This window comes from Halobacterium sp. GSL-19 (assembly GCF_016917855.1).
Taxonomy (GTDB): domain Archaea; phylum Halobacteriota; class Halobacteria; order Halobacteriales; family Halobacteriaceae; genus Halobacterium; species Halobacterium salinarum.
This window is the reverse complement of the sequence record NZ_CP070377.1, coordinates 765,687-786,337: the sequence shown is the minus strand read 5'-3', so window position 1 is coordinate 786,337 and position 20,651 is coordinate 765,687. Positions and strand designations below refer to the sequence as shown.

The 20,651-nt window shown below is 69.0% G+C and carries 24 protein-coding genes; 14 read left to right on the top strand and 10 right to left on the bottom strand.

Annotation, left to right across the window (positions count from 1 at the left end):
• Positions 1 to 25 precede the first annotated feature (25 nt).
• From JT689_RS05795 to JT689_RS05770, 6 genes are all read left to right on the top strand, one after another.
• Entirely contained in the window at positions 26 to 232 is a 207-nt protein-coding gene (locus JT689_RS05795; RefSeq protein WP_136361397.1) for a hypothetical protein, read from the top strand.
• Positions 233 to 313: 81 nt separating this feature from the next.
• Positions 314 to 805 (top strand): 50S ribosomal protein L11, encoded by a 492-nt coding sequence (locus tag JT689_RS05790; protein ID WP_010902796.1) that lies wholly within the window; start codon positions 314 to 316, stop codon positions 803 to 805.
• 200 nt (positions 806 to 1,005) lie between these two features.
• Positions 1,006 to 1,644 (top strand): 50S ribosomal protein L1, encoded by a 639-nt coding sequence (locus JT689_RS05785; protein WP_010902795.1) that lies wholly within the window; start codon positions 1,006 to 1,008, stop codon positions 1,642 to 1,644.
• Position 1,645: 1 nt separating this feature from the next.
• Positions 1,646 to 2,704, top strand: a complete 1,059-nt coding sequence (locus JT689_RS05780; protein ID WP_010902794.1) for a 50S ribosomal protein L10 — start codon at positions 1,646 to 1,648, stop codon at positions 2,702 to 2,704.
• Between the two features lie 5 nt (positions 2,705 to 2,709).
• Complete coding sequence (gene rpl12p / locus JT689_RS05775; protein ID WP_010902793.1) at positions 2,710 to 3,054, top strand: 50S ribosomal protein P1; 345 nt, start codon at positions 2,710 to 2,712, stop codon at positions 3,052 to 3,054.
• Between the two features lie 120 nt (positions 3,055 to 3,174).
• The gene (locus JT689_RS05770; protein WP_205251765.1) at positions 3,175 to 4,419 is read left to right on the top strand and encodes a tripartite tricarboxylate transporter permease; all 1,245 of its coding nucleotides are present in this window, start codon (positions 3,175 to 3,177) and stop codon (positions 4,417 to 4,419) included.
• A 9-nt stretch (positions 4,420 to 4,428) separates the two neighbouring features.
• On the opposite strand, the gene JT689_RS05765 is transcribed toward JT689_RS05770, so the two are convergent.
• From JT689_RS05765 to cysS, 3 genes are read right to left on the bottom strand one after another with little or no spacing between them, the layout of a single operon-like run.
• Complete coding sequence (locus JT689_RS05765) at positions 4,429 to 4,980, bottom strand: cysteine hydrolase family protein (RefSeq protein ID WP_205251764.1); 552 nt, start codon at positions 4,978 to 4,980, stop codon at positions 4,429 to 4,431.
• The gene (locus JT689_RS05760; protein WP_136361393.1) at positions 4,973 to 5,809 is read right to left on the bottom strand and encodes a YqcI/YcgG family protein; all 837 of its coding nucleotides are present in this window, start codon (positions 5,807 to 5,809) and stop codon (positions 4,973 to 4,975) included. Before JT689_RS05760 ends, JT689_RS05765 begins: the two co-directional genes overlap by 8 nt.
• A 58-nt stretch (positions 5,810 to 5,867) precedes the next feature.
• Positions 5,868 to 7,352: a cysteine--tRNA ligase gene (gene cysS / locus JT689_RS05755; RefSeq protein WP_205251763.1), complete on the bottom strand. Its 1,485-nt coding sequence runs from the start codon at positions 7,350 to 7,352 to the stop codon at positions 5,868 to 5,870.
• A gap of 166 nt (positions 7,353 to 7,518) precedes the next feature.
• Here cysS and JT689_RS05750 point away from each other — a divergent pair, with 166 nt between their 5' ends.
• Both JT689_RS05750 and JT689_RS05745 read left to right on the top strand, forming a co-directional pair.
• Positions 7,519 to 7,863: a winged helix-turn-helix domain-containing protein gene (locus JT689_RS05750; protein WP_049892503.1), complete on the top strand. Its 345-nt coding sequence runs from the start codon at positions 7,519 to 7,521 to the stop codon at positions 7,861 to 7,863.
• Positions 7,860 to 8,159 (top strand): hypothetical protein, encoded by a 300-nt coding sequence (locus tag JT689_RS05745; protein ID WP_012289278.1) that lies wholly within the window; start codon positions 7,860 to 7,862, stop codon positions 8,157 to 8,159. The genes JT689_RS05750 and JT689_RS05745 overlap by 4 nt, the downstream gene beginning before the upstream one ends.
• A gap of 7 nt (positions 8,160 to 8,166) precedes the next feature.
• On the opposite strand, the gene JT689_RS05740 is transcribed toward JT689_RS05745, so the two are convergent.
• Positions 8,167 to 9,330 carry an outer membrane lipoprotein carrier protein LolA gene (locus tag JT689_RS05740; RefSeq protein ID WP_229373419.1) on the bottom strand — a complete coding sequence of 388 codons (1,164 nt, stop codon included), beginning with the start codon at positions 9,328 to 9,330 and terminating at the stop codon, positions 8,167 to 8,169.
• Between the two features lie 111 nt (positions 9,331 to 9,441).
• On the opposite strand from JT689_RS05740, the gene JT689_RS05735 reads away from it, so the two are divergent.
• Both JT689_RS05735 and JT689_RS05730 read left to right on the top strand, forming a co-directional pair.
• Positions 9,442 to 10,320: a CbiX/SirB N-terminal domain-containing protein gene (locus JT689_RS05735; RefSeq protein WP_010902785.1), complete on the top strand. Its 879-nt coding sequence runs from the start codon at positions 9,442 to 9,444 to the stop codon at positions 10,318 to 10,320.
• Complete coding sequence (locus JT689_RS05730; protein WP_205251761.1) at positions 10,320 to 11,420, top strand: DR2241 family protein; 1,101 nt, start codon at positions 10,320 to 10,322, stop codon at positions 11,418 to 11,420. Before JT689_RS05735 ends, JT689_RS05730 begins: the two co-directional genes overlap by 1 nt.
• A 6-nt stretch (positions 11,421 to 11,426) precedes the next feature.
• Here JT689_RS05730 and JT689_RS05725 read toward each other — a convergent pair whose 3' ends face one another.
• From JT689_RS05725 to JT689_RS05715, 3 genes are read right to left on the bottom strand one after another with little or no spacing between them, the layout of a single operon-like run.
• Positions 11,427 to 11,987 carry a hypothetical protein gene (locus JT689_RS05725; RefSeq protein ID WP_136361388.1) on the bottom strand — a complete coding sequence of 187 codons (561 nt, stop codon included), beginning with the start codon at positions 11,985 to 11,987 and terminating at the stop codon, positions 11,427 to 11,429.
• Positions 11,988 to 12,028: 41 nt separating this feature from the next.
• Positions 12,029 to 12,232, bottom strand: a complete 204-nt coding sequence (locus tag JT689_RS05720) for a methytransferase partner Trm112 (RefSeq protein ID WP_010902783.1) — start codon at positions 12,230 to 12,232, stop codon at positions 12,029 to 12,031.
• 50 nt (positions 12,233 to 12,282) lie between these two features.
• Positions 12,283 to 13,605, bottom strand: coding sequence for an adenylosuccinate synthase (locus JT689_RS05715; RefSeq protein ID WP_205251760.1), 1,323 nt, complete (start codon positions 13,603 to 13,605; stop codon positions 12,283 to 12,285).
• 206 nt (positions 13,606 to 13,811) lie between these two features.
• Between JT689_RS05715 and JT689_RS05710 the strand changes: the two genes are divergently transcribed.
• Positions 13,812 to 14,114 carry a hypothetical protein gene (locus JT689_RS05710; protein ID WP_012289276.1) on the top strand — a complete coding sequence of 101 codons (303 nt, stop codon included), beginning with the start codon at positions 13,812 to 13,814 and terminating at the stop codon, positions 14,112 to 14,114.
• A gap of 18 nt (positions 14,115 to 14,132) precedes the next feature.
• Here the strand turns inward: JT689_RS05710 and JT689_RS05705 are convergent, their stop codons facing one another.
• The 3 genes from JT689_RS05705 to JT689_RS05695 all read right to left on the bottom strand — a co-directional run bounded on the left by JT689_RS05705 (position 14,133) and on the right by JT689_RS05695 (position 16,715).
• The gene (locus tag JT689_RS05705) at positions 14,133 to 16,082 is read right to left on the bottom strand and encodes a cell division protein ZapB (RefSeq protein ID WP_205251759.1); all 1,950 of its coding nucleotides are present in this window, start codon (positions 16,080 to 16,082) and stop codon (positions 14,133 to 14,135) included.
• Positions 16,083 to 16,162: 80 nt separating this feature from the next.
• The gene (locus tag JT689_RS05700) at positions 16,163 to 16,441 is read right to left on the bottom strand and encodes a UPF0058 family protein (protein ID WP_010902779.1); all 279 of its coding nucleotides are present in this window, start codon (positions 16,439 to 16,441) and stop codon (positions 16,163 to 16,165) included.
• 55 nt (positions 16,442 to 16,496) lie between these two features.
• Entirely contained in the window at positions 16,497 to 16,715 is a 219-nt protein-coding gene (locus JT689_RS05695; protein WP_010902778.1) for a hypothetical protein, read from the bottom strand.
• Between the two features lie 162 nt (positions 16,716 to 16,877).
• Between JT689_RS05695 and JT689_RS05690 the strand changes: the two genes are divergently transcribed.
• The 3 genes from JT689_RS05690 to menD are packed head-to-tail and all read left to right on the top strand — an operon-like array spanning position 16,878 to position 20,596.
• Positions 16,878 to 17,474 (top strand): sulfite oxidase-like oxidoreductase, encoded by a 597-nt coding sequence (locus JT689_RS05690; RefSeq protein WP_010902777.1) that lies wholly within the window; start codon positions 16,878 to 16,880, stop codon positions 17,472 to 17,474.
• 45 nt (positions 17,475 to 17,519) lie between these two features.
• Entirely contained in the window at positions 17,520 to 18,845 is a 1,326-nt protein-coding gene (locus tag JT689_RS05685) for an isochorismate synthase MenF (protein WP_136361386.1), read from the top strand.
• Positions 18,842 to 20,596, top strand: a complete 1,755-nt coding sequence (gene menD, locus JT689_RS05680) for a 2-succinyl-5-enolpyruvyl-6-hydroxy-3-cyclohexene-1-carboxylic-acid synthase (RefSeq protein WP_205251758.1) — start codon at positions 18,842 to 18,844, stop codon at positions 20,594 to 20,596. The genes JT689_RS05685 and menD overlap by 4 nt, the downstream gene beginning before the upstream one ends.
• Positions 20,597 to 20,651 lie beyond the last annotated feature (55 nt).

The window sequence follows — 20,651 nt, the reverse complement described above, 5'->3', positions numbered from 1 at the left end:
CGCCGGGTGAAGCCATCGCATAGTGATGGGTGACCCTGCTGCGTACCGCGACAGCACGCAGATCGTGCTCCCAGTGGGGACGCTGGAGGACATCGAGGCGGACCTCGAAGCCGAGTTCATGGTCTCAGTGTTCCGGCCGACCGACGCGGAGATCGTCCGCATCATCGGGAGTCCGGTCGTGATCAAGGAGGTCACCGAGTTCCTCACGCGCCACGGCGTCCACATGCCGTGAGCGATTCGATCCGTGGCGGCGACCGGGCCGCGCCCCGCTCGAAAGACAAGGGTTAAACCCGCGGCGGCGGTTTCTCGGAGTATGGCTGAGACGATCGAAGTGCTCGTTGCCGGTGGGCAGGCCGACCCTGGCCCGCCCCTCGGTCCCGAGCTCGGTCCCACGCCGGTCGACGTACAGGCGGTCGTCCAGGAGATCAACGACCAGACCGAAGCGTTCGACGGGACGGAGGTCCCGGTCACCATCGAATACGAGGACGACGGCTCGTTCTCCATCGAAGTCGGTGTTCCGCCGACGGCCGCGCTGGTGAAAGACGAAGCTGGCTTCGACACGGGCTCCGGAGAGCCCCAGGAGAACTTCGTCGCGGACCTCTCCATCGAACAGCTCAAAACCATCGCCGAGCAGAAGAAACCCGACCTCCTGGCGTACGACGCGCGGAACGCCGCCAAAGAGGTCGCGGGGACGTGTGCGTCCCTCGGCGTCACCATCGAAGGCGAGGACGCCCGCACGTTCAACGAGCGCGTCGACGACGGCGACTACGACGACGTGCTCGGCGACGAACTCGCGGCCGCGTAACGCCGCCCGAGGAGCTTCTGCGCCGTTCGGTTCGCGCACTCGATAGCGGCGTGTGTCCGCGGGTCGCGCTCCCACGCTTGGTTCGCTTCGACGCTTTTAAGCCCGGGATCACCGTCTGTAGAACCGAGACAGGCTTCGCCTGTTTCACTGACCCGTAGGAGATCCGACCTTCAGAGGGTCACCCACTACGGAGGTGAAAGATGGCAGACAACGATATAGAAGAGGCCGTAGCTCGCGCACTTGAGGATGCCCCGCAGCGGAACTTCCGTGAGACGGTAGACCTCGCAGTCAACCTGCGCGACCTCGACCTCAACGACCCGTCGCAACGAGTCGACGAGGGCGTCGTGCTGCCGTCGGGCACCGGACAGGAGACGCAGATCGTGGTTTTCGCAGACGGCGAAACCGCGGTTCGCGCGGACGACGTCGCTGACGACGTCCTCGACGAGGACGACCTCAGCGACCTCGCAGACGACACCGACGCCGCGAAGGATCTCGCAGACGAGACGGACTTCTTCGTGGCGGAAGCACCCATGATGCAGGACATCGCGGGTGCGCTCGGTCAAGTGCTTGGTCCGCGCGGGAAAATGCCGACCCCGCTCCAGCCCGACGACGACGTCGTCGACACAGTCAACCGCATGAAAAACACCGTGCAGATCCGCAGCCGCGACCGCCGCACGTTCCACACGCGCGTCGGCGCGGAGGACATGTCCGCCGAGGACATCGCCAGCAACATCGACGTCATCATGCGTCGGCTGCACGCGAACCTCGAAAAAGGCCCGCTGAACGTGGACTCCGTCTACGTGAAGACAACGATGGGGCCTGCCGTGGAGGTTGCCTAGGATGTCCGCCGAAGAACAACGCACCACCGAGGAGGTTCCCGAGTGGAAGCGACAAGAGGTCGCCGAACTCGTCGACCTCTTGGAGACGTACGACAGCGTCGGCGTGGTGAACGTCACGGGCATCCCGAGCAAGCAGCTCCAGGACATGCGCCGCGGCCTGCACGGGCAGGCGGCGCTGCGCATGAGCCGGAACACCCTGTTGGTTCGCGCGCTCGAAGAAGCCGGGGACGGCCTCGACACGCTCACCGAGTACGTCGAGGGCGAAGTCGGCCTGGTCGCGACCAACGACAACCCCTTCGGGCTCTACCAGCAGCTTGAGAACTCGAAGACGCCGGCCCCGATCAACGCCGGCGAGGTCGCGCCCAACGACATCGTCGTGCCGGAAGGCGACACGGGCATCGACCCGGGGCCGTTCGTCGGCGAACTGCAGACCATCGGCGCGAACGCGCGCATCCAGGAGGGCTCCATCCAGGTGCTCGATGACTCCGTCGTCACCGAGGAAGGTGAGACGGTCTCCGACGACGTCTCCAACGTCCTCTCGGAGCTCGGCATCGAGCCCAAGGAGGTCGGCCTGGACCTGCGCGGCGTGTTCTCCGAGGGCGTGCTGTTCACGCCCGAGGAGCTGGAGATCGACGTCGACGAGTACCGCGCGGACATCCAGTCCGCGGCGGCGTCGGCGCGCAACCTCTCGGTCAACGCGGCGTACCCGACCGAGCGGACCGCACCGGACCTCATCGCGAAGGGCCGCGGCGAGGCGAAGAGCCTCGGCCTGCAGGCCAGCGTCGAGAGTCCGGACCTCGCGGACGATCTCGTGAGCAAGGCCGACGCCCAGGTGCGGGCGCTCGCCGCGCAGATCGACGACGAGGACGCCCTCCCGGAGGAACTGCAGGACGTCGACGCGCCTGCGGCGCCTGCCGGCGGCGAAGCGGACACCACTGCGGACGAACAGAGCGACGAAACACAAGCGTCCGAGGCTGACGACGCCGACGATTCCGACGACGATGACGACGACGACGACGGGAACGCCGGCGCCGAGGGCCTCGGGGAGATGTTCGGATAATAACAATGGAATACGTCTACGCAGCACTCATCCTGAACGAGGCTGACGAAGAGCTGACCGAAGACAACATCACCGGTGTCCTGGAGGCCGCCGGCGTCGACGTCGAGGAATCCCGCGCGAAGGCCCTCGTGGCCGCGCTGGAGGACGTCGACATCGAGGAGGCCGTCGAAGAGGCCGCCGCCGCGCCTGCCGCCGCACCTGCGGCGTCCGGCAGCGACGACGAGGCAGCCGCCGACGACGGCGACGACGACGAGGAAGCCGACGCTGACGAGGCCGCCGAGGCCGAGGACGCTGGCGACGACGACGACGAGGAGCCCAGCGGCGAAGGCCTGGGCGACCTCTTCGGGTAACCCGGTCGCGTCGCGCGCCGACAGCCACGATCACATCGTTTTTTAGCCGCGTGCCACTCGGGAAGCCACGGCGCTGCGCACGCGTAGATTGAAGACGGGGAGCGCGGGCAGCTGGGCGTGATGGATGTCGCTGGTGTGCGCGTGTTGGTGACGCCGATGGGCGCGCTTGCAGTGCTCGCTGCGGTCGCGGCCGGCGTGGCGCTGGGGACGTGTTCGGGGCTGGTGCCCGGCGTGCACGTGAACACGCTGGCGTTGCTGCTGGCTGCGGCCGCGCCGCTGGCCCCGGGACCGCCACATCTCGTCGGTGCGGCGCTGCTGGCGGCGGGTGTCACGCATTCCATCCTGGACGTGGTCCCGATGCTCGCGCTCGGGGTGCCGGACGCGGCGCTGGCGGTGAGCGCGCTGCCCGGCCATCGGCTGGTGCTTGGCGGTCGCGGCCGGGAGGCGCTGCGGGTGTCTGCCCTCGGGAGCGCGACCGCCGTCGTGGTCGCCGTCGCATTCGGGGTGCCGGCGACGTGGCTGGCGGTTCGGGCGGCACCAGTGGTGTACGCTCACCTCCCGGTCGTACTCGCCGTGCTCGTCGTGGTGCTCGTCGCGCGCGAGCGGTCCCGACGCGCGCGGTTCGGCGCGGTGCTCGCCGTGGCTGCCAGCGGCGCACTGGGCAGCGTTGCGCTGCCGATGCAGCCCGACGCTGTCGTACCGACCGGTGACGTGTTGTCGCCGCTGTTCGCGGGGTTGTTCGGTGCGCCCGTGTTGTTGGCGGCGTTCCGGGGGGATGGGATCCCCGAGCAGGCCGACGCGCGGATCGCGGTGCCGCCACGCGAGGTGGTGCGTCCGGGCGTGGCGGGCAGCCTCGCGGGCGCGGCGGTCGCCTACGTGCCAGGGGTGTCGGGCGCCATCGCCGCAGTGTTCGCGCTGGATCTGACGGGCGACGACAGCGGTGACCGTGCGTTCGTCGCGGCGCTCTCGGGGGTGAACACGGCCAACACCGTGTTCGCGTTGTTCGCGCTGTTCGCGATCGGTGACCCCCACACTGGCGTGCTCGTGGCCTTCGAGCGCGCACGCCTCCCGCGGACGCTCCCGGTGTTGGTGGCGAGCGTCGTGCTCGCGGCCGCCGTCACGGCGGCGATGGTTCCGGCCGTCGGGGATCGGTACTTCCGGGCGGTGCGTGCCGTCGACCACCGCCGACTGACGGCCGGCGTCTGCCTGCTGTTGGTGGTGGTGGCGTGGCTGTTCGGCGGCGGAACGGGCGTAGGGTTGCTCGGCGCGGCGACCGCCGTGGGGGCGATCCCACCCGTGTTCGGCGCGCGGCGCGTCCACCTGATGGGCGTGCTGTTGGTGCCGATCGCGCTCGGAACGGCGTAGGCGGATCGCCTATGCGCCCGCGAGGACGGTGGCGGTCGTCGCCAGCGTGGCGAACTCGCCGCGGAGGTGGGCGAGCGCGGTCCGGTGCACTACGCTGGGGGGCAGTCGCTCGCCGTCCAGGGTGCGGTCGTGGGTCGCCGTCGCGTCCCGCACGAGCGTCACGTCGAACCCGCGGTTGTCGGCCATCCGAACGGTGGTCGAGACGCAGTGGTCAGTGGTCAGGCCACACACCACCAGCGAGCCGATGTCGCGGTCGCGCAGCCATCCTTCGAGGGCGGTGTCGACGAACGCGCCGTTGACGGACTTCACGAACTCGGGCTCGTCGGCCGCGGGCGCAAGCCCGTCGGTGTACGCGAACCCTGGCTCGCCCTGCCGGAGCGGCGACGTCGCCTCCGTCGAGTTGTGACGCACGTGCGCGATCGGGGCGGCGGCGTCGCGCCACGCCGCCAGCAGCTCCTCTGCGTGTGCCTCCGCGTCGGGGTTGTTGCGGTCGCCCCACGCCGGATCGGCGAACCCCTGCTGGAAGTCCACGAGCACGAGCGCGGCGCGCCGCTCAGTCATCCCCGGACGCCGGCGGCTGGCTGCCCACAACCGGGTCGATGCCAGCGGTCGCTTTCGGGTGTTCGCGCGTGAACGTCGCGGGGCACTCCGTGGGGGCCTGGGCGTCGTCCTCGCGGAACAGGTACTGCACCCACTCGCGGTCGCCGTCGACGCCGAGATCCCCGAGGTCGGCGTGCGGGCACTGACCGTCGTACTCCTCGATGCGGTTCTGGATGGCGGCGCGGGCGCGCTGGCCGGCGTCGGTGTCGGCGGTGATCCCCTCGAACAGCCCGGCCGGCTGGAACGTGATTTCGAGGCCGACCGGACAGTACCGCGAGTAGCGGTCGTGGGCGGCGTAGAAGGGCGCCCGGCACGTCGGGAACAGCGGCTCCCCCCCGAAGCAGAACTCCCACTCGGGGCTGTCGGTGTCGGTCGGCACGTCGGCGGGCCACGGCTCGGGATCGTGGACGTGCAGCACGCTCAGGATGTGCCACAACGCCTCGTGGTAGTCGGCTTCGCTGAACTCGTCTTCGGGGGGCTTCCAGAACGTCACGAACGAGACGCGGGCGTCCCGACTGCCGTACTCGCCGAGATACTCAAGCAGCGCGTCCCGGAACCCGAGCAGTGCGTCGGGATCCGTCAGCGACGGCACGACCGTGTACAGCGGCTCGCCGTTGGCGACCGATTCGGCCCCGAAGTGACACGGGAACGGCGTGCCGTCGCGGTCCCCGGTCACGCTCTCCGAGAACGTCTCCCAGTGGCTGCGCACCCAGTCGGGGTAGTCGCCGGCGGCGACACGGTCGGCAAGCGTCTGCTGATCGACGACCGCCTGGAGTTCCGGCTCGTTCATGTCTCCAGGTGGGGATGCTGTCCGATTAGGTGTTGTGATCGGTGGCGTAGTGGGTCCGTCAGCGCCGAACCGTCGCGCCGTCGTCGGTGTCCTCGACGGACACGCCGAGGGCTTCGAGGCGGTCCCGGAGGTCGTCGGCGCGCTCGTAGTTGCCCGCCGTGCGCTCCTGTTCGCGCACGTCCAACACGAGGTCGATCACGTCGTCGGCCAGCGACACCGCGTCTTCGCCCGCGCCGTCGTCGAACTGGAGGCCGAGCACGTCCCCGCCAAGCGTTTCGAACGCGTCGACGGCGTCGTGGAGCCCCTGGTAGTCGTACGTGTCGGTGCCGTCCACGTGGCGGTTCACCGCCGACGCCAGTTCGAGCAGCGCGGACACCGCTGCCCGCGTGTTGAAGTCCGCGCGCATCGCGGCCGCGAAGTCCCCGCGCGCGTCGGCGACCGCCGTCCGGAGCGCGTCGTCGGCGGGCTTGGCGTGGGCGGCCACGCTGTCGATGGCGTCGGCCGCGCGCTCGTGGGCGCGCTGGAGGCGCTCCCAGCGCTGGGTGGCCTCGCTGACGGTGGCCTCGGAGTACGTCTGGCGCTGGGTGTACGACGTCGACACCAGCAGCATCCGGACCACGTTCGGGCCGCGTTCGGCCACCGCGTTCGACACGGTGAAGAAGTTCCCCAGGCTGGAGGACATCTTCTCGCCGTCGGTCTCCAGGAGGCGCACGTGCAGCCAGTGGTCGGCGAACCGCTCGCCGGACGCGGCCTCACTTTGCGCGATCTCGTTTTCGTGGTGGGGGAACACCAGGTCCTGCCCGCCGACGTGGATGTCGATGTGGTCGTCCAGGTGGGTCATCGCCATCGCCGAGCACTCGATATGCCAGCCGGGCCGCCCCTCGCCCCACGGCGACGCCCACGTCTGGCCGCGCTCGCCGTCCAACGGGGGCAGTTCGTCGTCTCGGTGGGTGTTGGCGTCGTCGGGACTGACGCCGCCGGCCTTCCAGAGCGCGAAATCCGCCGGGTGGCGCTTCTCGGCCTGCTCGGCGTCCGGTCCCTGTGGGTCGAGTTCGTCGACCTGCTGGCCGGAGAGCGCGCCGTACTCCTCGAAGCGGCGCACGTCGAAGTAGACCGAGCCGCCGGCCTCGTAGGCGTAGCCCGCATCGACGAGGTCCCCGATGAGGTCGATGATCTCGGGGACGTGCTCGGAGACCCGTGGGTAGACGTCGGCCCGCGCGAGGTTCAGCGCGCGCATGTCGTCGATCACCGACTGCGTGTAATGGGCGGCCACTGCGGCCTCGGTGTCACCGAGCCCGTCAGCGCCGACGCGCGCGACGATCTTCTCGTTGACGTCCGTGACGTTCTGCACGTGCCGCACGCCGTACCCGGCATGCGAGAGCCACCGCGTCATCACGTCCGACTGCACCCACAGCCGCGCGTGCCCGAGGTGGGCGTCGTCCGAAACCGTCAACCCACACGTGTACACGAGCACGTTCTCGGGGTCGTCTGGCTCGAACGCCTCCTGCTCGCCGGAGCGGGTGTTCGACACGTACTGCGTCATCCCCAGAACGTACGGCGGCCAGCGCTTCAAGGCGTCGGAATCGTCGCTCCCACGGGCGGCATCGGGACGCGATCCCGTCGCGGTCAGCGCCGTACCGCCGGTCGGTTTATTGCAGGGCCTGCGACTGGCAAGCTGCGTTTAAATACCCTGCGTGCGAAACAGCGGTGTGAGCGAGGAGACTGATCCCACGGCGGTGCTCTCGATGCTCGACGACGAGCACGCGAGAGCCATCCTCGCCGCTGCAAGTAGGGACCCAATGTCTGCGACCCAGCTCAGCGAGACGTGTGACGCATCGACCGCGACGGTGTATCGCCGGATCGACGACCTCACCGAACTCGGACTGCTTGAGGAGTCGATCAACGTCCGGTCGGACGGCAACCACCACAGCGTCTACCGCGCCACGCTCACGCAGTTCACGCTTGAGCTGGACGACGGTGAGTTCACCACCGAAGTCGAGTGCGAGACCGAAGACGTCGCCGACCGATTCACACGCATGTGGGAGGGATTATGATCTGGTTTCCAGCAATCGTCATCGTCTCGATGGTGTCGACGCTCGTGGGGTTGTTCATTGGCTACCAAGCCTATCGGGGGTTCAGGCGCCACCAGAGCACGTCGATGCAGTATCTCTCCGTCGGCCTCATCCTCCTGACCGCCGTGACGAACACGGCGGCGTTCGTCGGCACGGGGCTGCTCCGGCTCGACGTCATCAACGGCGGCCTGCAGCAGCCACTCACGCTGACCGTGCGACTCCTCCAGTTCGCGGGGTTGGTGTGTATCGCGTACTCGCTGTACCGCCGGCCGTCGTAGCCGGTCGCTATCGGCAGGCGACCGCGGCGGCGCTGGCAAGCAACTGGCTCCGATTGAGGGCGCCCGAGGAGAGCCGATACTGTACGCCGCCGCAGGCCCACGACACCCGCCTGGTGTGCCCCGTCACCAGGTAGCTGGCGGGCTGCCCGGCCACCGTGACCTGTGCGCCGGCGTCGAGTGCCGGACCGCCCGGCGGGGCGGTGAACTTCGTCATCGTGGCCCGGTGTGCGCCGGGCGCGCTGTACTCGGCAGTCACCTGGCGGTGGTCAGCGCCCGACGTCCGCCCGGAGTCGAAGCTGTACGCGGCGGGCAACTCCGGGTCGGGGACCGACAGCCTGCTCGCGTCACGCAGCGCCGCCAGTGCATCGAAGCGGCGGGTCGTAGTGTCGACGGTCTCTATCGTCGCGCCGGCGGGCGGCGTCCAACTGAACGAGTCCGCGGACAGATCGGCGTTGAACGTGACGTTCTCCAGGTGCGACCGCAGGTGGTACGTGGTCGCGTTGCTGGTCACGGTCGTGACTGTCCGCAGCGGGTAGTAGTACCGGGCGTCGAGCCACAGCGTCTGTGTCATGTCCGCTGCTGCGTCGGTCGCGGGTGTCAACCGGAACCCGTGGGCGTTCCGGCCGGCGACGGTTCGCGCGCCCAGATACGAGACCGCGTAGCCGGGCACGTCGGTCGTGTTGTCCGTGGCGTCCGCGTCGGCTGCGGGGATCGCGGGCAGCGGCGACACGCCCTGGGATGGCACCGTGACCGTCGATCCGTCGTGGGCTGCCGCGACGACGCGCTCGTAGAAGCCCGCCTGATCGACGACTGATACCGCCGCGTCGTTGTGCGGCGCGCGTGTGACGCGGTTCCTGCTGGCGTCGTAGGCCATCGTGCCGTGCCCGGTCACCAGTGTCACGTCGCCGGCCGTGGCGTTCGGCTCGCGCACCCGGCTGAACCGTCGCAACGAGTCCCCCGCCAGCGAGATCCGGAGGGTGGTCGTCGTGTGGCTGCTCGTGTTCCCGAACCTGATGCCGGACACCTCCGTGGCCGACACCGATTCGATGTCGTTGAGTCCGGCCGCGACGGCGGTGCTCGGCGGTGCTCCGGTGTGGTCGTCCGTGAGGACGAACACGCACCCACCGAGCACGACGAGGGCGAGGATCAGGCAGAGCCGAACGGACACCATTGCATCACATATCTGTGTCATGTGATTTAAAATAGGCGAAAGACCCCCGTTTTTGGGGCCAAACGCACCGTTCCCGAAGCCACTAAGGCTGTGTCGGCCATACGAACGAGCATGCAAGCGTTGGTCATCGTCGGACACGGATCACACCTCAACCCGGGCTCCTCGGAGCCCGCGTACACGCACGCCGACACCATTCGCGAGTCGGGCGCGTTCGACGAAGTCCGGGAGGCCTTCTGGAAGGAGGAGCCGTCCTTCCGGAACGTGCTACGGACACTGGAGTCCGACGAGGTGTACGTGGTCCCGCTGTTCATCTCCGAGGGGTATTTCACCGAACAAGTCATTCCGCGCGAGCTGCGACTCGACGACTTCGATCCCGACGACTGGGACTCCGACGGCACCGACGCCGACCACGTCACGCTCGAAGCCGACGACGTCGAGAAGACGATCCACTACTGTGGACCGGTCGGAACGCACGACTCGATGAGCGAGGTCATCGTCCAGCGAGCCAGCTCCGTCACCGGCCGCGAGGAGTTCGGCGACGACTTCGGCCTCGCGGTCGTCGGACACGGCACCGAGCGAAACGAGAACTCCGCGAAAGCCATCTACTATCACGCCGACCAGATCCGGGAGATGGGCGTGTTCGGCGAGGTTCAGGCGGTGTTCATGGACGAGGACCCGGAGGTCGACGATGTCACCGACTTCTTCGACACCGACGACATCGTGGTCGTGCCGTTGTTCGTCTCCGACGGGTTCCACACCCAGGAGGACATCCCCGAGGACATGGGGCTGACCGACGACTACCGCACCGGCTACGACATCCCCACGGCGGTCGATGGCCACGACATCTGGTACTCGGGGGCGGTCGGCACCGAACCGTTGGCCGCCGACGTGGTCCTGGAGCGCGCCGCGGACGCCGGTGCCCCGGTCGGTGACGCCGTCGACGCCGTCCGCGAACAGACCCGGGGCGCGAACGCGGCTGCGGGGGACTGATGTCGGTCGCAGACGCACTCGTAGACGCTGCCGATGCCGACGGGATCGACTTCGACGGACTCACCGTCGCCGCGGGCGACGACGGCTACCAGTTCCGGACGCCGGACACGGACGCCGTCCTGACTGCGGCCGATCTCCGAGAGCACGCCGACTCCCCGTACGTGACCAACTGGTACTACTGGGAGCACGACATCGGCGGCCACGACACCCCGCGGCGGGCGTTTCTCCGGTGGCTGGAGGGCGGCGACGACCGCCCCGTCCCGGAGCGCTACGACGCCCTGGATTCGGGACACACCCGCCACTGGGGGGAGCTCGCGGTCACCGTCACCCACGGCGACGCGGCCGGCAGCCGGCGCTACGACGTTCGGCACGCCGACGACGTCGACGCGGACACCGACACGCTTGCGACGTACACGGATCCACGTGACGCGCGCGAACTCGTCAAGCACGACGACGACGACGGCTATCGCCCGCTTTCGACTGCGCCGTCGCTTCCCCACGGCTGGGCGTTCACCGACCTCGACGGCGGCGCGCTGGTCGACACCATCGACTACGTCTATCCGGCGACGGTCGCGAACTGGCACCGCGAGCGCGAGGGCAGCCTCGACGTCGATCACTGGGCCGACGTTGCCGACCGCCAGACCGGCATCTACGGGATCGTCTCCGACCTCGACAAGGACGCCCTCGAATGGGCGGCCGAAGCCTGCTGTGTCGACTCCCAGTGTCTCAAGCGCCGCGAGTGGGACCGCGACGAGGACGACGCCCTGGACGTGCCCCGCGGCGACGGGGAGTTCCCGTGTCGAGAGCCCTGCTCGCTGTTCGTCGCGGCCGCCCGCAAGTTCACCACGCTCGAACGCGAGGACACCCGAGAGTACACGTTCGAACTCACGCCCGCGGAGAAAGAACAGATCGAAGACATCATCGGCGCGGTCGCCGACGACCGCACCGACGACATCCGCGAAGCCGACGTGTACGAGGGCGCGAACCGCTACCGCACGCGGTTCCTGCGCGCCAAGCGCATGGACGACCACGGGCTCTCGGGCACGCCGACGTACCCCGAAGACCACGACGACGACGATGACGACGGCGATCACCACTAGCCGGGGTCAGCGCAGCAGCTCGTAGGCACCGACGCCACAGCCCGCGAGCACGCCCGCAACGCCCACCACGACAGCGCCGGCGTCCGGCACCGCCACCGCGATCGCGCCGGCGGCCGCGACGACCGCCACGACGACTGCCACCGGGATCACGGCGTGGCGGAGCGACACGCCCGTGTCGGGCTCGGGGCGGGACTGTTTTTCCGTGAGCGTGTCGTCGACGGCCACGTCCGGCCCGCCGTCTTTGCGCTCCTGGGTGATCGACACGGTCACGTTCTCCGACTCGGCCCCGTGTCCGGTGACCAGTCGGAGCGTGCCGTCGGCGGGCCCGGCGTCCCGGGGGGCCACCACGTCGACGGTGCGGGTCTCGTTCGCCGCGACGTACACCTGGGTCTCGCTGACGGTGGCGATGTCCGCGAGCCGCTCGTCGGGCTGTACGTGCACGTGGAGGGGTTGGCCGTGGTTGACGAACGAGAGGACGAACGACCGGTCGGTCTCCAGGGTCGTGGCTTCCGGAGCGAGATCGCGTGGCCGCTCGCGGTTCAGGTGGACCGACAGCGTGTCCGGCACGTGCCAGCGTCCGCCCTGCGGGCTGAAAAAGATTCCCCGGGTCAGGCCGACGCCGACTCGGCGTCGTCGCGCATGTCCGGCGGGAGCAGGTTCGGGATGCCGTCCTCGATCGGATACGTCTCGCCGCAGTCCGTGCACGTCAGCGTCCCCGCCATCACTTCACCGTCCTCCGTGGCGTCCGCGTCAAGCGTCAGGTCGTGTTTGTCCAGCGGACAGCAGACGATGTCCAGCAGATCCTCTTTCATACGTGCATGCTGGCGCGCGGTCGGCAAAAGCGTGCGGGTTCCAGGCGTGGTTACTGGAAGGGGTTCTGCCGGACGATGGACTCCTCGCGGCCGGGACCGACGCCGAGCACGTACGCTGGCGTGTCGAGTTCGGCTTCGACGTACTCGACGTACGCCTGGGCGTTGTCGGGCAGCGCGCTGTAGCCGGCGTCGGCGACGACCGCCGGATCGAACGCCGACCAGCCGTCGAAGGACTTCATCACGGGGTCGCAGTCGCGCCATGCTTCCGTGGTCGCTGGGAGCGTGTGGATGCGCTCGCCGTCACGCTCGTAGGCGTGCCCGACGTTCACCTCGTCGAGCTCGGCGAGCACGTCGAGGTGGTTGATGGCGATGCCGGTGAAGCCGTTGGCGCGGGCGGCGTGGCGGAGCATCGGCATGTCCAGCCAGCCGACGCGGCGCGGGCGGCCCGTGACGGTGCCGTATTCGCCGCCCTCCTCGCGGATGTATTCGGCCTGGTCGCCGTCCAGCTCGGTGGGCATCGGGCCGCTGCCGACGCGGGAGAGGTAGGCTTTGATGATGCCGACGATCTCACCCTGGCCGACGGTGGTCGGGCCGAGACCCGACCCCGTGGCGGCGTAGCCCGCCGTCGGGTTCGAGGACGTGACGTACGGGAAGTTGCCGTGGTCGATGTCGAGGCTGGTGCCCTGTGCGCCCTCCAGCATCACGTTGTCGCCGTCGGCGATGCGGTCGGCGAGGTAGTCGCCGGCGTTCACGGCGAGGTCTTCGTCGCGGATGCGGTCGGCGTACGCCAGACACTGCTCGTGGATCGCGTCGATGTCGAACGCGCCGTCGGTCTCGCTGGCGTCGAAGCCGTAGACGTCCTCGTAGATGGCGCGCTTGGCGTCGACGAGGTATTCGAGGCGGTCACGGAGCGCGTCCTCGTTGAGGAGGTCGCCGACGCGGACGCCGCGGCGACCGATCTTGTCCTCGTAGGTCGGGCCGATGCCGCGGCCGGTGGTGCCGATCTCGCTGTCGGAGTCGGCTTTCGCGGCCTCCTCTGCGCCGTCGAGCTCGCGGTGGAACGGCAGGATGACGTGTGCGCGCTTGGCCAACCGAACGTCGGGGTCGAGGCCGCGCTCCCGGAGCGCGTCGACTTCCTCGAACAGCGTTTCGGGGTTGATCACGCAGCCGTTCCCGAGGACGCCGGTCTTCCCGCGCACGACCCCGGACGGAACCAGCGAGAGTTTGTACTCTTCGCCGCCGGCGACAACCGTGTGGCCGGCGTTGTCGCCGCCCTGGTAGCGAACGACGACGTCTGTGGCGTCTCCGAAGAGGTCGACGACCCCCCCTTTGCCTTCGTCCCCAAGCTGGGCGCCGACGATGGTGACGGTCATGCTCACGCCTTTCGCCACGGTCGTGATACCAGTTACGGTCTCACGGACTCGCTTGGACACGTTCGTGAATATTCGTGTGGAATCCGTCGTGTCAGATCACGTAGCAGAACCGTTAATTGTTACCACCGTCGTAGTACTGTGTGTCGCTGTCGGTTCTCCTGCCGTGACAACATTTAAAACCCCGCCATGACTAGTTAACAAATGCCATGATAGATCGACTTGAGAAAGAAGTTGATATGCTCGAACGCCATCTGGAAGTCCTCCGCATGGTCATCGAGAGCGAGCCCATCGGCATCGTAAAGATGTCCAACGAGACCGGCTACCCGCATCACAAGGTCCGCTACTCGCTTCGCGTCCTCGAAGAGGAGACCCTCATCGAGCCGTCGAGCCAGGGCGCAATCACCACCGACCGCACCCACGAATTCGTCGAGGAACTCGACGGCAAAGTCGACGAGATCATGGACAAAATGGAGTCCATGAAGATCGACGCGGCCGCAGAGGCCGAATAACACCTCCGTCTTCTCCGACTACAGCTCCGGCACCGTCAGGTGGAACGCGTCGTCGCGATCCTCCACGAGACACAGATGATAGCCGGCTTTCCGACCGACGTTCACGAAGCTCTCACGGTCGCTGCGCGACAACAACCCGCCACTGGCGGTTGCGTCCCCAGCGGTCTCAAGCGCCGCCGGCTCGAAGAACGACCCGGTGACGTACATCGCCGCCGCGAGGTGATCGGTCCCCTCCCTGATGGCGGTGGCGTCCGACACCAGCGCCGCCATCTCCTCGGCGGTCACCGGATCCCGGCCCGTGTTGATGTCCGCGACCACCAGCGCGTTGCCCATCCGATCCCGCAACACCACGTCGAACGTGCGGGAGATCGTCGTCTCGTCGTCCGGGCTCACCTCCACCGTCCCGCGCAGCTCCGCGCGGTCAACGCTGGGAAGCGCCGCGTACAGCTCGCTCAACCCGCTCTGGTGGCCGGACTCCCGGATCTCGTAGGGGAGCGCTCGCACCGTCCATGACACGAACGTGTACGCCGCGGAATCCGCCAGAAACGACTCGAAGGCGGTTCCATCGACCGTCGCCGCCGACGTGTCGAACTGCGTGTGATGGTCGACGCGGAGGTTCCCGTTGACCGCGTCCGGATCCGTCGTGGCGTCGAGCTCGTCGAGCGTCGGCTTCCCCTTCGAGTCGTAGCGCACGAACAGATCCGTCCCCGCGAGCGCGTCCTCGGCGCTCAACGTCACACCAGCAGCGCCGGCGTCCTCGGCTGCGTCGGCCGGCTCGCTTGCCGCCACCTCCTCCTCCAGGGACGACACCGTCTCCTCAAGCGAGGCGACCTCCGCCTGCAGCTCGTCGCGCTCGCGTTCGAGCGTCGAGACCGTCGATCGGAGGTCGTCACGTTCGTCTTTCAGCGTGTCGATCCGCTCGCTCGCCGCCTGCAGTTTCTGCTCGCGCTTCTTCACCGCGCGTTTGAGCTTCTCCAGCGTCGACTGCCGCCCGCCAGCCGCCGATGATGACGACGAGGTCGACGGTGCCGACGCGTTCGTCGTCGACGCTGACGCCCCGGACCGTCCGGCCGGCTGCTCACCCTCGCTGTCAGCCGGGCTGATCGTCGGCACTGACGTGGTCTCCTGCCACGCCTGCTCCCCGTCCGCCGGCTGGCTGGCGCTCCCTGGCGCGCCCGAACCCTGCGCCGCCGTCGACGCGCCGCTGTCGGCGTCCGCGGCCCGCTCGGCGCTCGTGGGCGCTGTCGGCGACGCCTCGCTGGTGGTTGCCGCCGACGCCCCGCCGTCGCTGGCCGCCGACTGCACTCCGCCTTCGCCGGCCGGCGGTGACGCGTCCTCGGTCGTGGCCTCGCTGTCGGTCGACGCGTCGTCGGCGGCGGTGGTCGTGTGGGCAGCCGTTTCGGCCGGTGTGTCGTCGCCGTCGTCCGGGCGCTCGGGGAGTTCGGTCACGCTCACCGGGGCCTTCACGACCTCGTAGACGCCGACCTCGTCGTCCGCGCGCTCGAAGGCCTCGTCGCCGGTGTGGAGCTCCTCGCGGGTGCCGATGAACGCGGCGCTCATCGAGCGGCCGCCGTAGTAGACAACGTAGTAATCCCCGGAAAGGACGTTCTCCGAGAGCTCGATGTATCCCGTGAAGTTCGCGTCCGTGAGTGTCTGGCTGGCCTCGGACAGCGGCGTGTCGTTCGTGTAGTATTTCGCCTGCGTCTCGCCGTCCTGGTGGCGCATCGCGTACAGCAATGCGACTGACTCGTCGGGGGCTTCGTACACCGTCCCGTCGGCGTCAGCGACACGGTCCATGTCGCCGTCGAAAACGCCGATCACGCGGCCGTTCAGGAAGAACAGCCACGTCCCATCGGCGTCGACCGCGCCGGAAAAATCGGCGTCCGCGAGGTCGTGGAGCTGCCCGACGCCCCCGGAGAACGGCCGGGAGTCCCAGGACTCCACTCGCTCGACTGTGCGTGCCTGCATGTCCGGGAGAATGCGAGGGCTGCGTATAAGCCTTTTCGGGCCGACGAGCACCCCACTGTGTGCCCCTGTGGACCGGCCGGCTACAGCTGGTTCGAGGCGTCGTCCGCGAGCTCCTCCATTCGCTTGCTGATGCGGCCCGCACTGGAGAACTCGTCTTCGCTCATCGCGGCCGCCAGGGCGTTCCCGAGCAGGAACACCGCATGCTTGTGCTCGCTTTTCGATTTGTGTACGTGCGACGGTTCAACGTCCAGTTCCTCGTACGCGGCGAACGCGGTCTCGTCGACGTGGTCGAACCCGAGGAACTGGTCTTTGATGTTCACCATCTGTTCGTGGAGTTCGAGGAGCTCGTCTTTGTGCATGCTCTCAGCGTAAGGAAGTCGTGTGTTTAAGGGTTGTTCCAGAGTGGGTGCCACGTCAGAAGACGTATTCGTCGTCGTGGCCCATCATGCCGCCCTCGCTTTCGAGGCCAGCACCGTCTTCGTCCTCGCTGGGGCCGCTGGTCTTGTAGGCGCGAATACCCGAGGACAGCAGCTGTTCAATCGCCTCCTCCCGGCTCACGAACTCCCCCTGTTCAACGAGCTGGGCGATCTGCATCTCGATCTGGTCGGGGATGTTGACTTCGACTGTAGGCATCCTAACGACCGACGCTTCGACGCCTCCCTTGATAAGCTTGACGGGCACCGCTTTTCGTCGTCGGAACGTTCACCCCGCGGAGGCTGAACTCAGGTTCGTCTCGACCGATCTGAGTCTCCGGATTCCGGTAGGAATACGTGATGGCGACGACTACTCCGGTGTATGACCGTCGAGGACGTAACCGACCTCTACCAGGCGTTCGGGGACGACCGCATCCCCCCGGGCCAACGCGAAACCACCAAGTTCCCCGTGCTCTCGAAAGGCGACACCCCGAACTGGGACCGGGACACGTGGACGTTCACCGTGACCGGTGCTGTCGACACCGAGCTGTCGCTGTCCTACGACGAGTTCCGTGCGCTCGACACGGTCACACAACGCCAGGACTTCCACTGCGTGACCGGCTGGTCGAAACTCGACTGCGAGTTCACCGGCGTCCCGTTTCCCGAACTGGCCGCCGCAGCGGGTGTCACCGACGACGCGGTCCACGTGTTGTTCCACGCCCTCGACGGCTACACCACGAACCTCCCGCTGGCGGACTGCATGCGCGAGGAGGTGTTGTTCACGTGGGCGTTCGACGACGACCCGCTGCCCCCCGAACACGGCGGCCCGCTGCGCGTCGTCACCCCACACAAGTACGCGTACAAGGGCGCAAAGTGGGTGGACGGCGTCGAGTTCCTCACGGAACCCCAGCGCGGCTACTGGGAGAAGCGCGGCTACTCGAACACCGCCGACCCGTGGGCCGAAGACCGCTACAGTTAGGCCGGGACAACAGGGTATTTCACCCAGCAGTGCAAACCGTTGATAATGAGTTCGCTTGCCGGGGAAACGACCGCTGACGGGCCGGTCGTTGCGACGAGCTGCCGGGTTGCGGACGTCTCCACGCGGGCGTTTCTCGCTGCCCACGCCGAACCGGGGTTCCACTGGGCCGACCCCGACGGACTCGAACTGTCCGGGGCTGGCACCGCCGCGTCGGTGACTGCAGCGGGCGGCGACCGGTTCGCGGCCGTCCGCGAGTGGTCGACGGGGCTGTTCGCCGATCTCACCCACGACGGCCCCGACGCCGCACGCCCGCGACTGTTCGGCGGGTTCTCGTTTTTCGACGCCCACACCGCCGCCGGCGTCTGGCAGGGGTTTCCGCCCGCACGGTTCGTGCTGCCGGCGATCCAGCTCACCAGCGTCGGCGACGAGACGTGGCTGACCGCGATCGAAGCCGGCCCGGACGCCACGGCGGCGTCCGCGTCGGCATCGCTGGCCGACGCCCGCGACGCCGTCGACTCGCTGCCCGCGATGCAGGCCGCCGGACCACGCCCCGGCGTCACTGACACCACGCCGACGCCGGGCCGGGACGCCTGGACCGCCGGCGTCCAGGACGCCGTCGACCGCATCCAGTCGGGGCCACTCCGCAAGGTCGTGTTGGCGACCGCGCTGCGCGCGGACCTCGCCGAACCGGCGACGCCGTGCGCCCTCCTCGAACGGCTGCGCCAACGCTACCCCGCGTGTTTTCGCTTCCTCGTCGCCCCCGCCGACGGGGGGGTGTTCCTCGGCGCGACCCCCGAGCGCCTGGCGTCGCTGCGCGACGGCCGCGTGGAGACGGTGGCGCTCGCCGGGTCGGTCGGCCGCGGCGACTCCCCTGCCGCCGACGCGCGGCTGGCCGACCGCCTCCGGGAGAGCGACAAGCTCCGCCACGAGCAGGGCGTCGTCGTCGACACGATCGCGCGCCGCCTGGAGGGGATCGGTGACGTGGCCGTCGGGGACCGCGACGTCCGACAGCTGTCCACCATCCAGCACCTCGAAACCCCGATCTCGGCCGCCGTGAGTGCCGACACCCACGTCCTGGACGTGATCGAGACGCTACACCCCACCCCGGCGGTCAACGGCCTGCCGCCGGCCGACGCGCTGGCGACGATCCGCGACACCGAGACGTTCGACCGCGGGTGGTACGCCGCCCCGATCGGCTGGATCGACGCCGACGGCGACGGCACCTTCGGCGTCGGGCTGCGCTCCGGTGTGGTCGACGACGACTCGGTGACGCTGTTCGCCGGCAACGGCATCGTCGGCGACAGCACCCCCGACGCGGAGTGGGAGGAAGTCCAGCTCAAATACCGCCCCGTCCTCGACGAGCTACAATGACGGCACCGAACCGGAACACGCTGTGGGCGCGCGCGATCGCCGACGAACTCGCCGCCGCGGGCGTCCACGCCGTCTGCGTCTGTCCGGGCAGCCGGTCGACGCCGCTGACGGTTGCCGTGGACGCCCACGACGACCTCACGGTGTACTCCCATCTCGACGAGCGCTCGGCGGCGTTTTTCGCGCTCGGCCGCGGGAAGCGAACGGGCGCGCCGACCGCCGTCCTCACCACGTCGGGCACTGCCACCGCGAACCTCCACCCGGCGGTGATGGAGGCCGCCCAGGCCCGCATCCCGCTGGTCGTGCTCACCGCCGACCGCCCGCCGGAGCTCCGCGGCTCGGGTGCCAACCAGACCGTCGACCAGGAGCAGCTCTACGGCAGCGCCGTCCGGTATTACGAGGACCTCCCGGAACCGGAGGTGACCGCCCGCAAGCTCCGGTCGCTGCGAACCAGTGTCTGTCGCGCCGTCGGCCACACCACGGGTTCGAAGCCCGGCCCGGTCCACCTCAACGTCCCGTTCCGGAAGCCCCTGGAGCCGGTGTCGGTGCCCGGTGACGTGCCGCCGTCGTTCGACGACGACCACCCGCTGGCGGCCGCCGGGCGCGACGGCGACACGCCGTTCGTTTCGGTCCACGACGGCACCACAGAGCCGGCCGGCGAAACCGCCGCCGCGCTCGCTGCCGCGGCCACCACCGCCGCCCGTCCGCTCGTCGTCGCCGGCCCCGCCGACGGCGGTGCCGGGATCACCCCGGACGCCGCGGCCGCGCTCGCCGACGCCACCGGCGCCCCGATCTTCGCCGACCCGCTGTCGGGGCTCCGGTTCGGCCCCCACGTCGGCGATGCGCCGGTCGTCGGCGGCTACGACGGCTTCCTCGCCGCGGACGTGCCACACCCGGAGTTCGTCCTCCGGTTCGGCGCGTCCCCGACATCGAAACCCCTCCGCAAGTGGCTCGCCGCAAGCGACGCCCGCCAGGTCGTCGTCGACCCCGCCGGCGGGTGGCGGGAAGCCGAGTTCACCGCGACCGACGTGGTCGCTGCGGACCCCGCTGCGACCGCGCGCGCGATCGCGGCCCGGGCCGACGGGACGCGGTCGGCGTGGACTGACGACGTGCTCGACCTGGAGGCGCGCTACTGGGCGGCGGTCGATGACTTCCAGCCGGCCGCCACGCTCGAAGGCGAGATCGCGGCCACGGTCGCCGCCGGCGCGCCCGACCCTGCGACGGTGTTCGTCTCGAACAGCATGCCGATCCGGGATTTCGACCGGTTCGCAGCGCCCCGTGGGGCCGACCTCGCGGTGCTCGGGAACCGCGGGGCGTCGGGCATCGACGGCGTGATCTCGTCGGCGCTCGGCGCCGGCAGTGCGACCGCCGACCCCGTCGTCGGGCTGGTCGGTGATCTGGCGTACTTCCACGATTCGAACGGGCTGCTGGCGCTGGAGCGCTGCGGGGTCGACGCCACGATCGTGCTCGTGAACAACGACGGCGGCAGCATCTTCCACATGCTCCCCATCGAGCAGTTCGACCCGCCGTTCACGGGGCAGTTCAAGACCCCCCACGGCCTGGACTTCGCGCCCACCGCCGACACGTACGCGCTCTCGTTCGCCCGCACGGACACCGTGGGGGAGTTCCGAGCGGCCTACCGGGCGGCGCTGGGCGACGCCGGCACGCACGTCATCGAGGTGTCGACGGACGCCGAGGCCAGCCACCGCGAACGCGAGCGCCTCGCCGACCGCGTCACCGGCCTGTCGGTCTGACCGCAGTGGCGTGTGCACGGCCCAGGGCCGCGTGTGAGAACGCTTTTGCGGCCGC

What these genes read in the sequence shown, in the direction of transcription:
- JT689_RS05795 (WP_136361397.1), top strand. Translation starts at nt 26, where the DNA reads ATGGGTGACCCTGCTGCGTACCGCGACAGCACGCAGATCGTGCTCCCA.
- JT689_RS05790 (WP_010902796.1), top strand. Translation starts at nt 314, where the DNA reads ATGGCTGAGACGATCGAAGTGCTCGTTGCCGGTGGGCAGGCCGACCCT.
- JT689_RS05785 (WP_010902795.1), top strand. Translation starts at nt 1,006, where the DNA reads ATGGCAGACAACGATATAGAAGAGGCCGTAGCTCGCGCACTTGAGGAT.
- JT689_RS05780 (WP_010902794.1), top strand. Translation starts at nt 1,646, where the DNA reads ATGTCCGCCGAAGAACAACGCACCACCGAGGAGGTTCCCGAGTGGAAG.
- rpl12p (WP_010902793.1), top strand. Translation starts at nt 2,710, where the DNA reads ATGGAATACGTCTACGCAGCACTCATCCTGAACGAGGCTGACGAAGAG.
- JT689_RS05770 (WP_205251765.1), top strand. Translation starts at nt 3,175, where the DNA reads ATGGATGTCGCTGGTGTGCGCGTGTTGGTGACGCCGATGGGCGCGCTT.
- JT689_RS05765 (WP_205251764.1), bottom strand. Translation starts at nt 4,980, where the DNA reads ATGACTGAGCGGCGCGCCGCGCTCGTGCTCGTGGACTTCCAGCAGGGG.
- JT689_RS05760 (WP_136361393.1), bottom strand. Translation starts at nt 5,809, where the DNA reads ATGAACGAGCCGGAACTCCAGGCGGTCGTCGATCAGCAGACGCTTGCC.
- cysS (WP_205251763.1), bottom strand. Translation starts at nt 7,352, where the DNA reads ATGACGCAGTACGTGTCGAACACCCGCTCCGGCGAGCAGGAGGCGTTC.
- JT689_RS05745 (WP_012289278.1), top strand. Translation starts at nt 7,860, where the DNA reads ATGATCTGGTTTCCAGCAATCGTCATCGTCTCGATGGTGTCGACGCTC.
- JT689_RS05740 (WP_229373419.1), bottom strand. Translation starts at nt 9,330, where the DNA reads ATGGTGTCCGTTCGGCTCTGCCTGATCCTCGCCCTCGTCGTGCTCGGT.
- JT689_RS05735 (WP_010902785.1), top strand. Translation starts at nt 9,442, where the DNA reads ATGCAAGCGTTGGTCATCGTCGGACACGGATCACACCTCAACCCGGGC.
- JT689_RS05730 (WP_205251761.1), top strand. Translation starts at nt 10,320, where the DNA reads ATGTCGGTCGCAGACGCACTCGTAGACGCTGCCGATGCCGACGGGATC.
- JT689_RS05720 (WP_010902783.1), bottom strand. Translation starts at nt 12,232, where the DNA reads ATGAAAGAGGATCTGCTGGACATCGTCTGCTGTCCGCTGGACAAACAC.
- JT689_RS05715 (WP_205251760.1), bottom strand. Translation starts at nt 13,605, where the DNA reads ATGACCGTCACCATCGTCGGCGCCCAGCTTGGGGACGAAGGCAAAGGG.
- JT689_RS05710 (WP_012289276.1), top strand. Translation starts at nt 13,812, where the DNA reads ATGATAGATCGACTTGAGAAAGAAGTTGATATGCTCGAACGCCATCTG.
- JT689_RS05705 (WP_205251759.1), bottom strand. Translation starts at nt 16,082, where the DNA reads ATGCAGGCACGCACAGTCGAGCGAGTGGAGTCCTGGGACTCCCGGCCG.
- JT689_RS05700 (WP_010902779.1), bottom strand. Translation starts at nt 16,441, where the DNA reads ATGCACAAAGACGAGCTCCTCGAACTCCACGAACAGATGGTGAACATC.
- JT689_RS05695 (WP_010902778.1), bottom strand. Translation starts at nt 16,715, where the DNA reads ATGCCTACAGTCGAAGTCAACATCCCCGACCAGATCGAGATGCAGATC.
- JT689_RS05690 (WP_010902777.1), top strand. Translation starts at nt 16,878, where the DNA reads ATGACCGTCGAGGACGTAACCGACCTCTACCAGGCGTTCGGGGACGAC.
- JT689_RS05685 (WP_136361386.1), top strand. Translation starts at nt 17,520, where the DNA reads ATGAGTTCGCTTGCCGGGGAAACGACCGCTGACGGGCCGGTCGTTGCG.
- menD (WP_205251758.1), top strand. Translation starts at nt 18,842, where the DNA reads ATGACGGCACCGAACCGGAACACGCTGTGGGCGCGCGCGATCGCCGAC.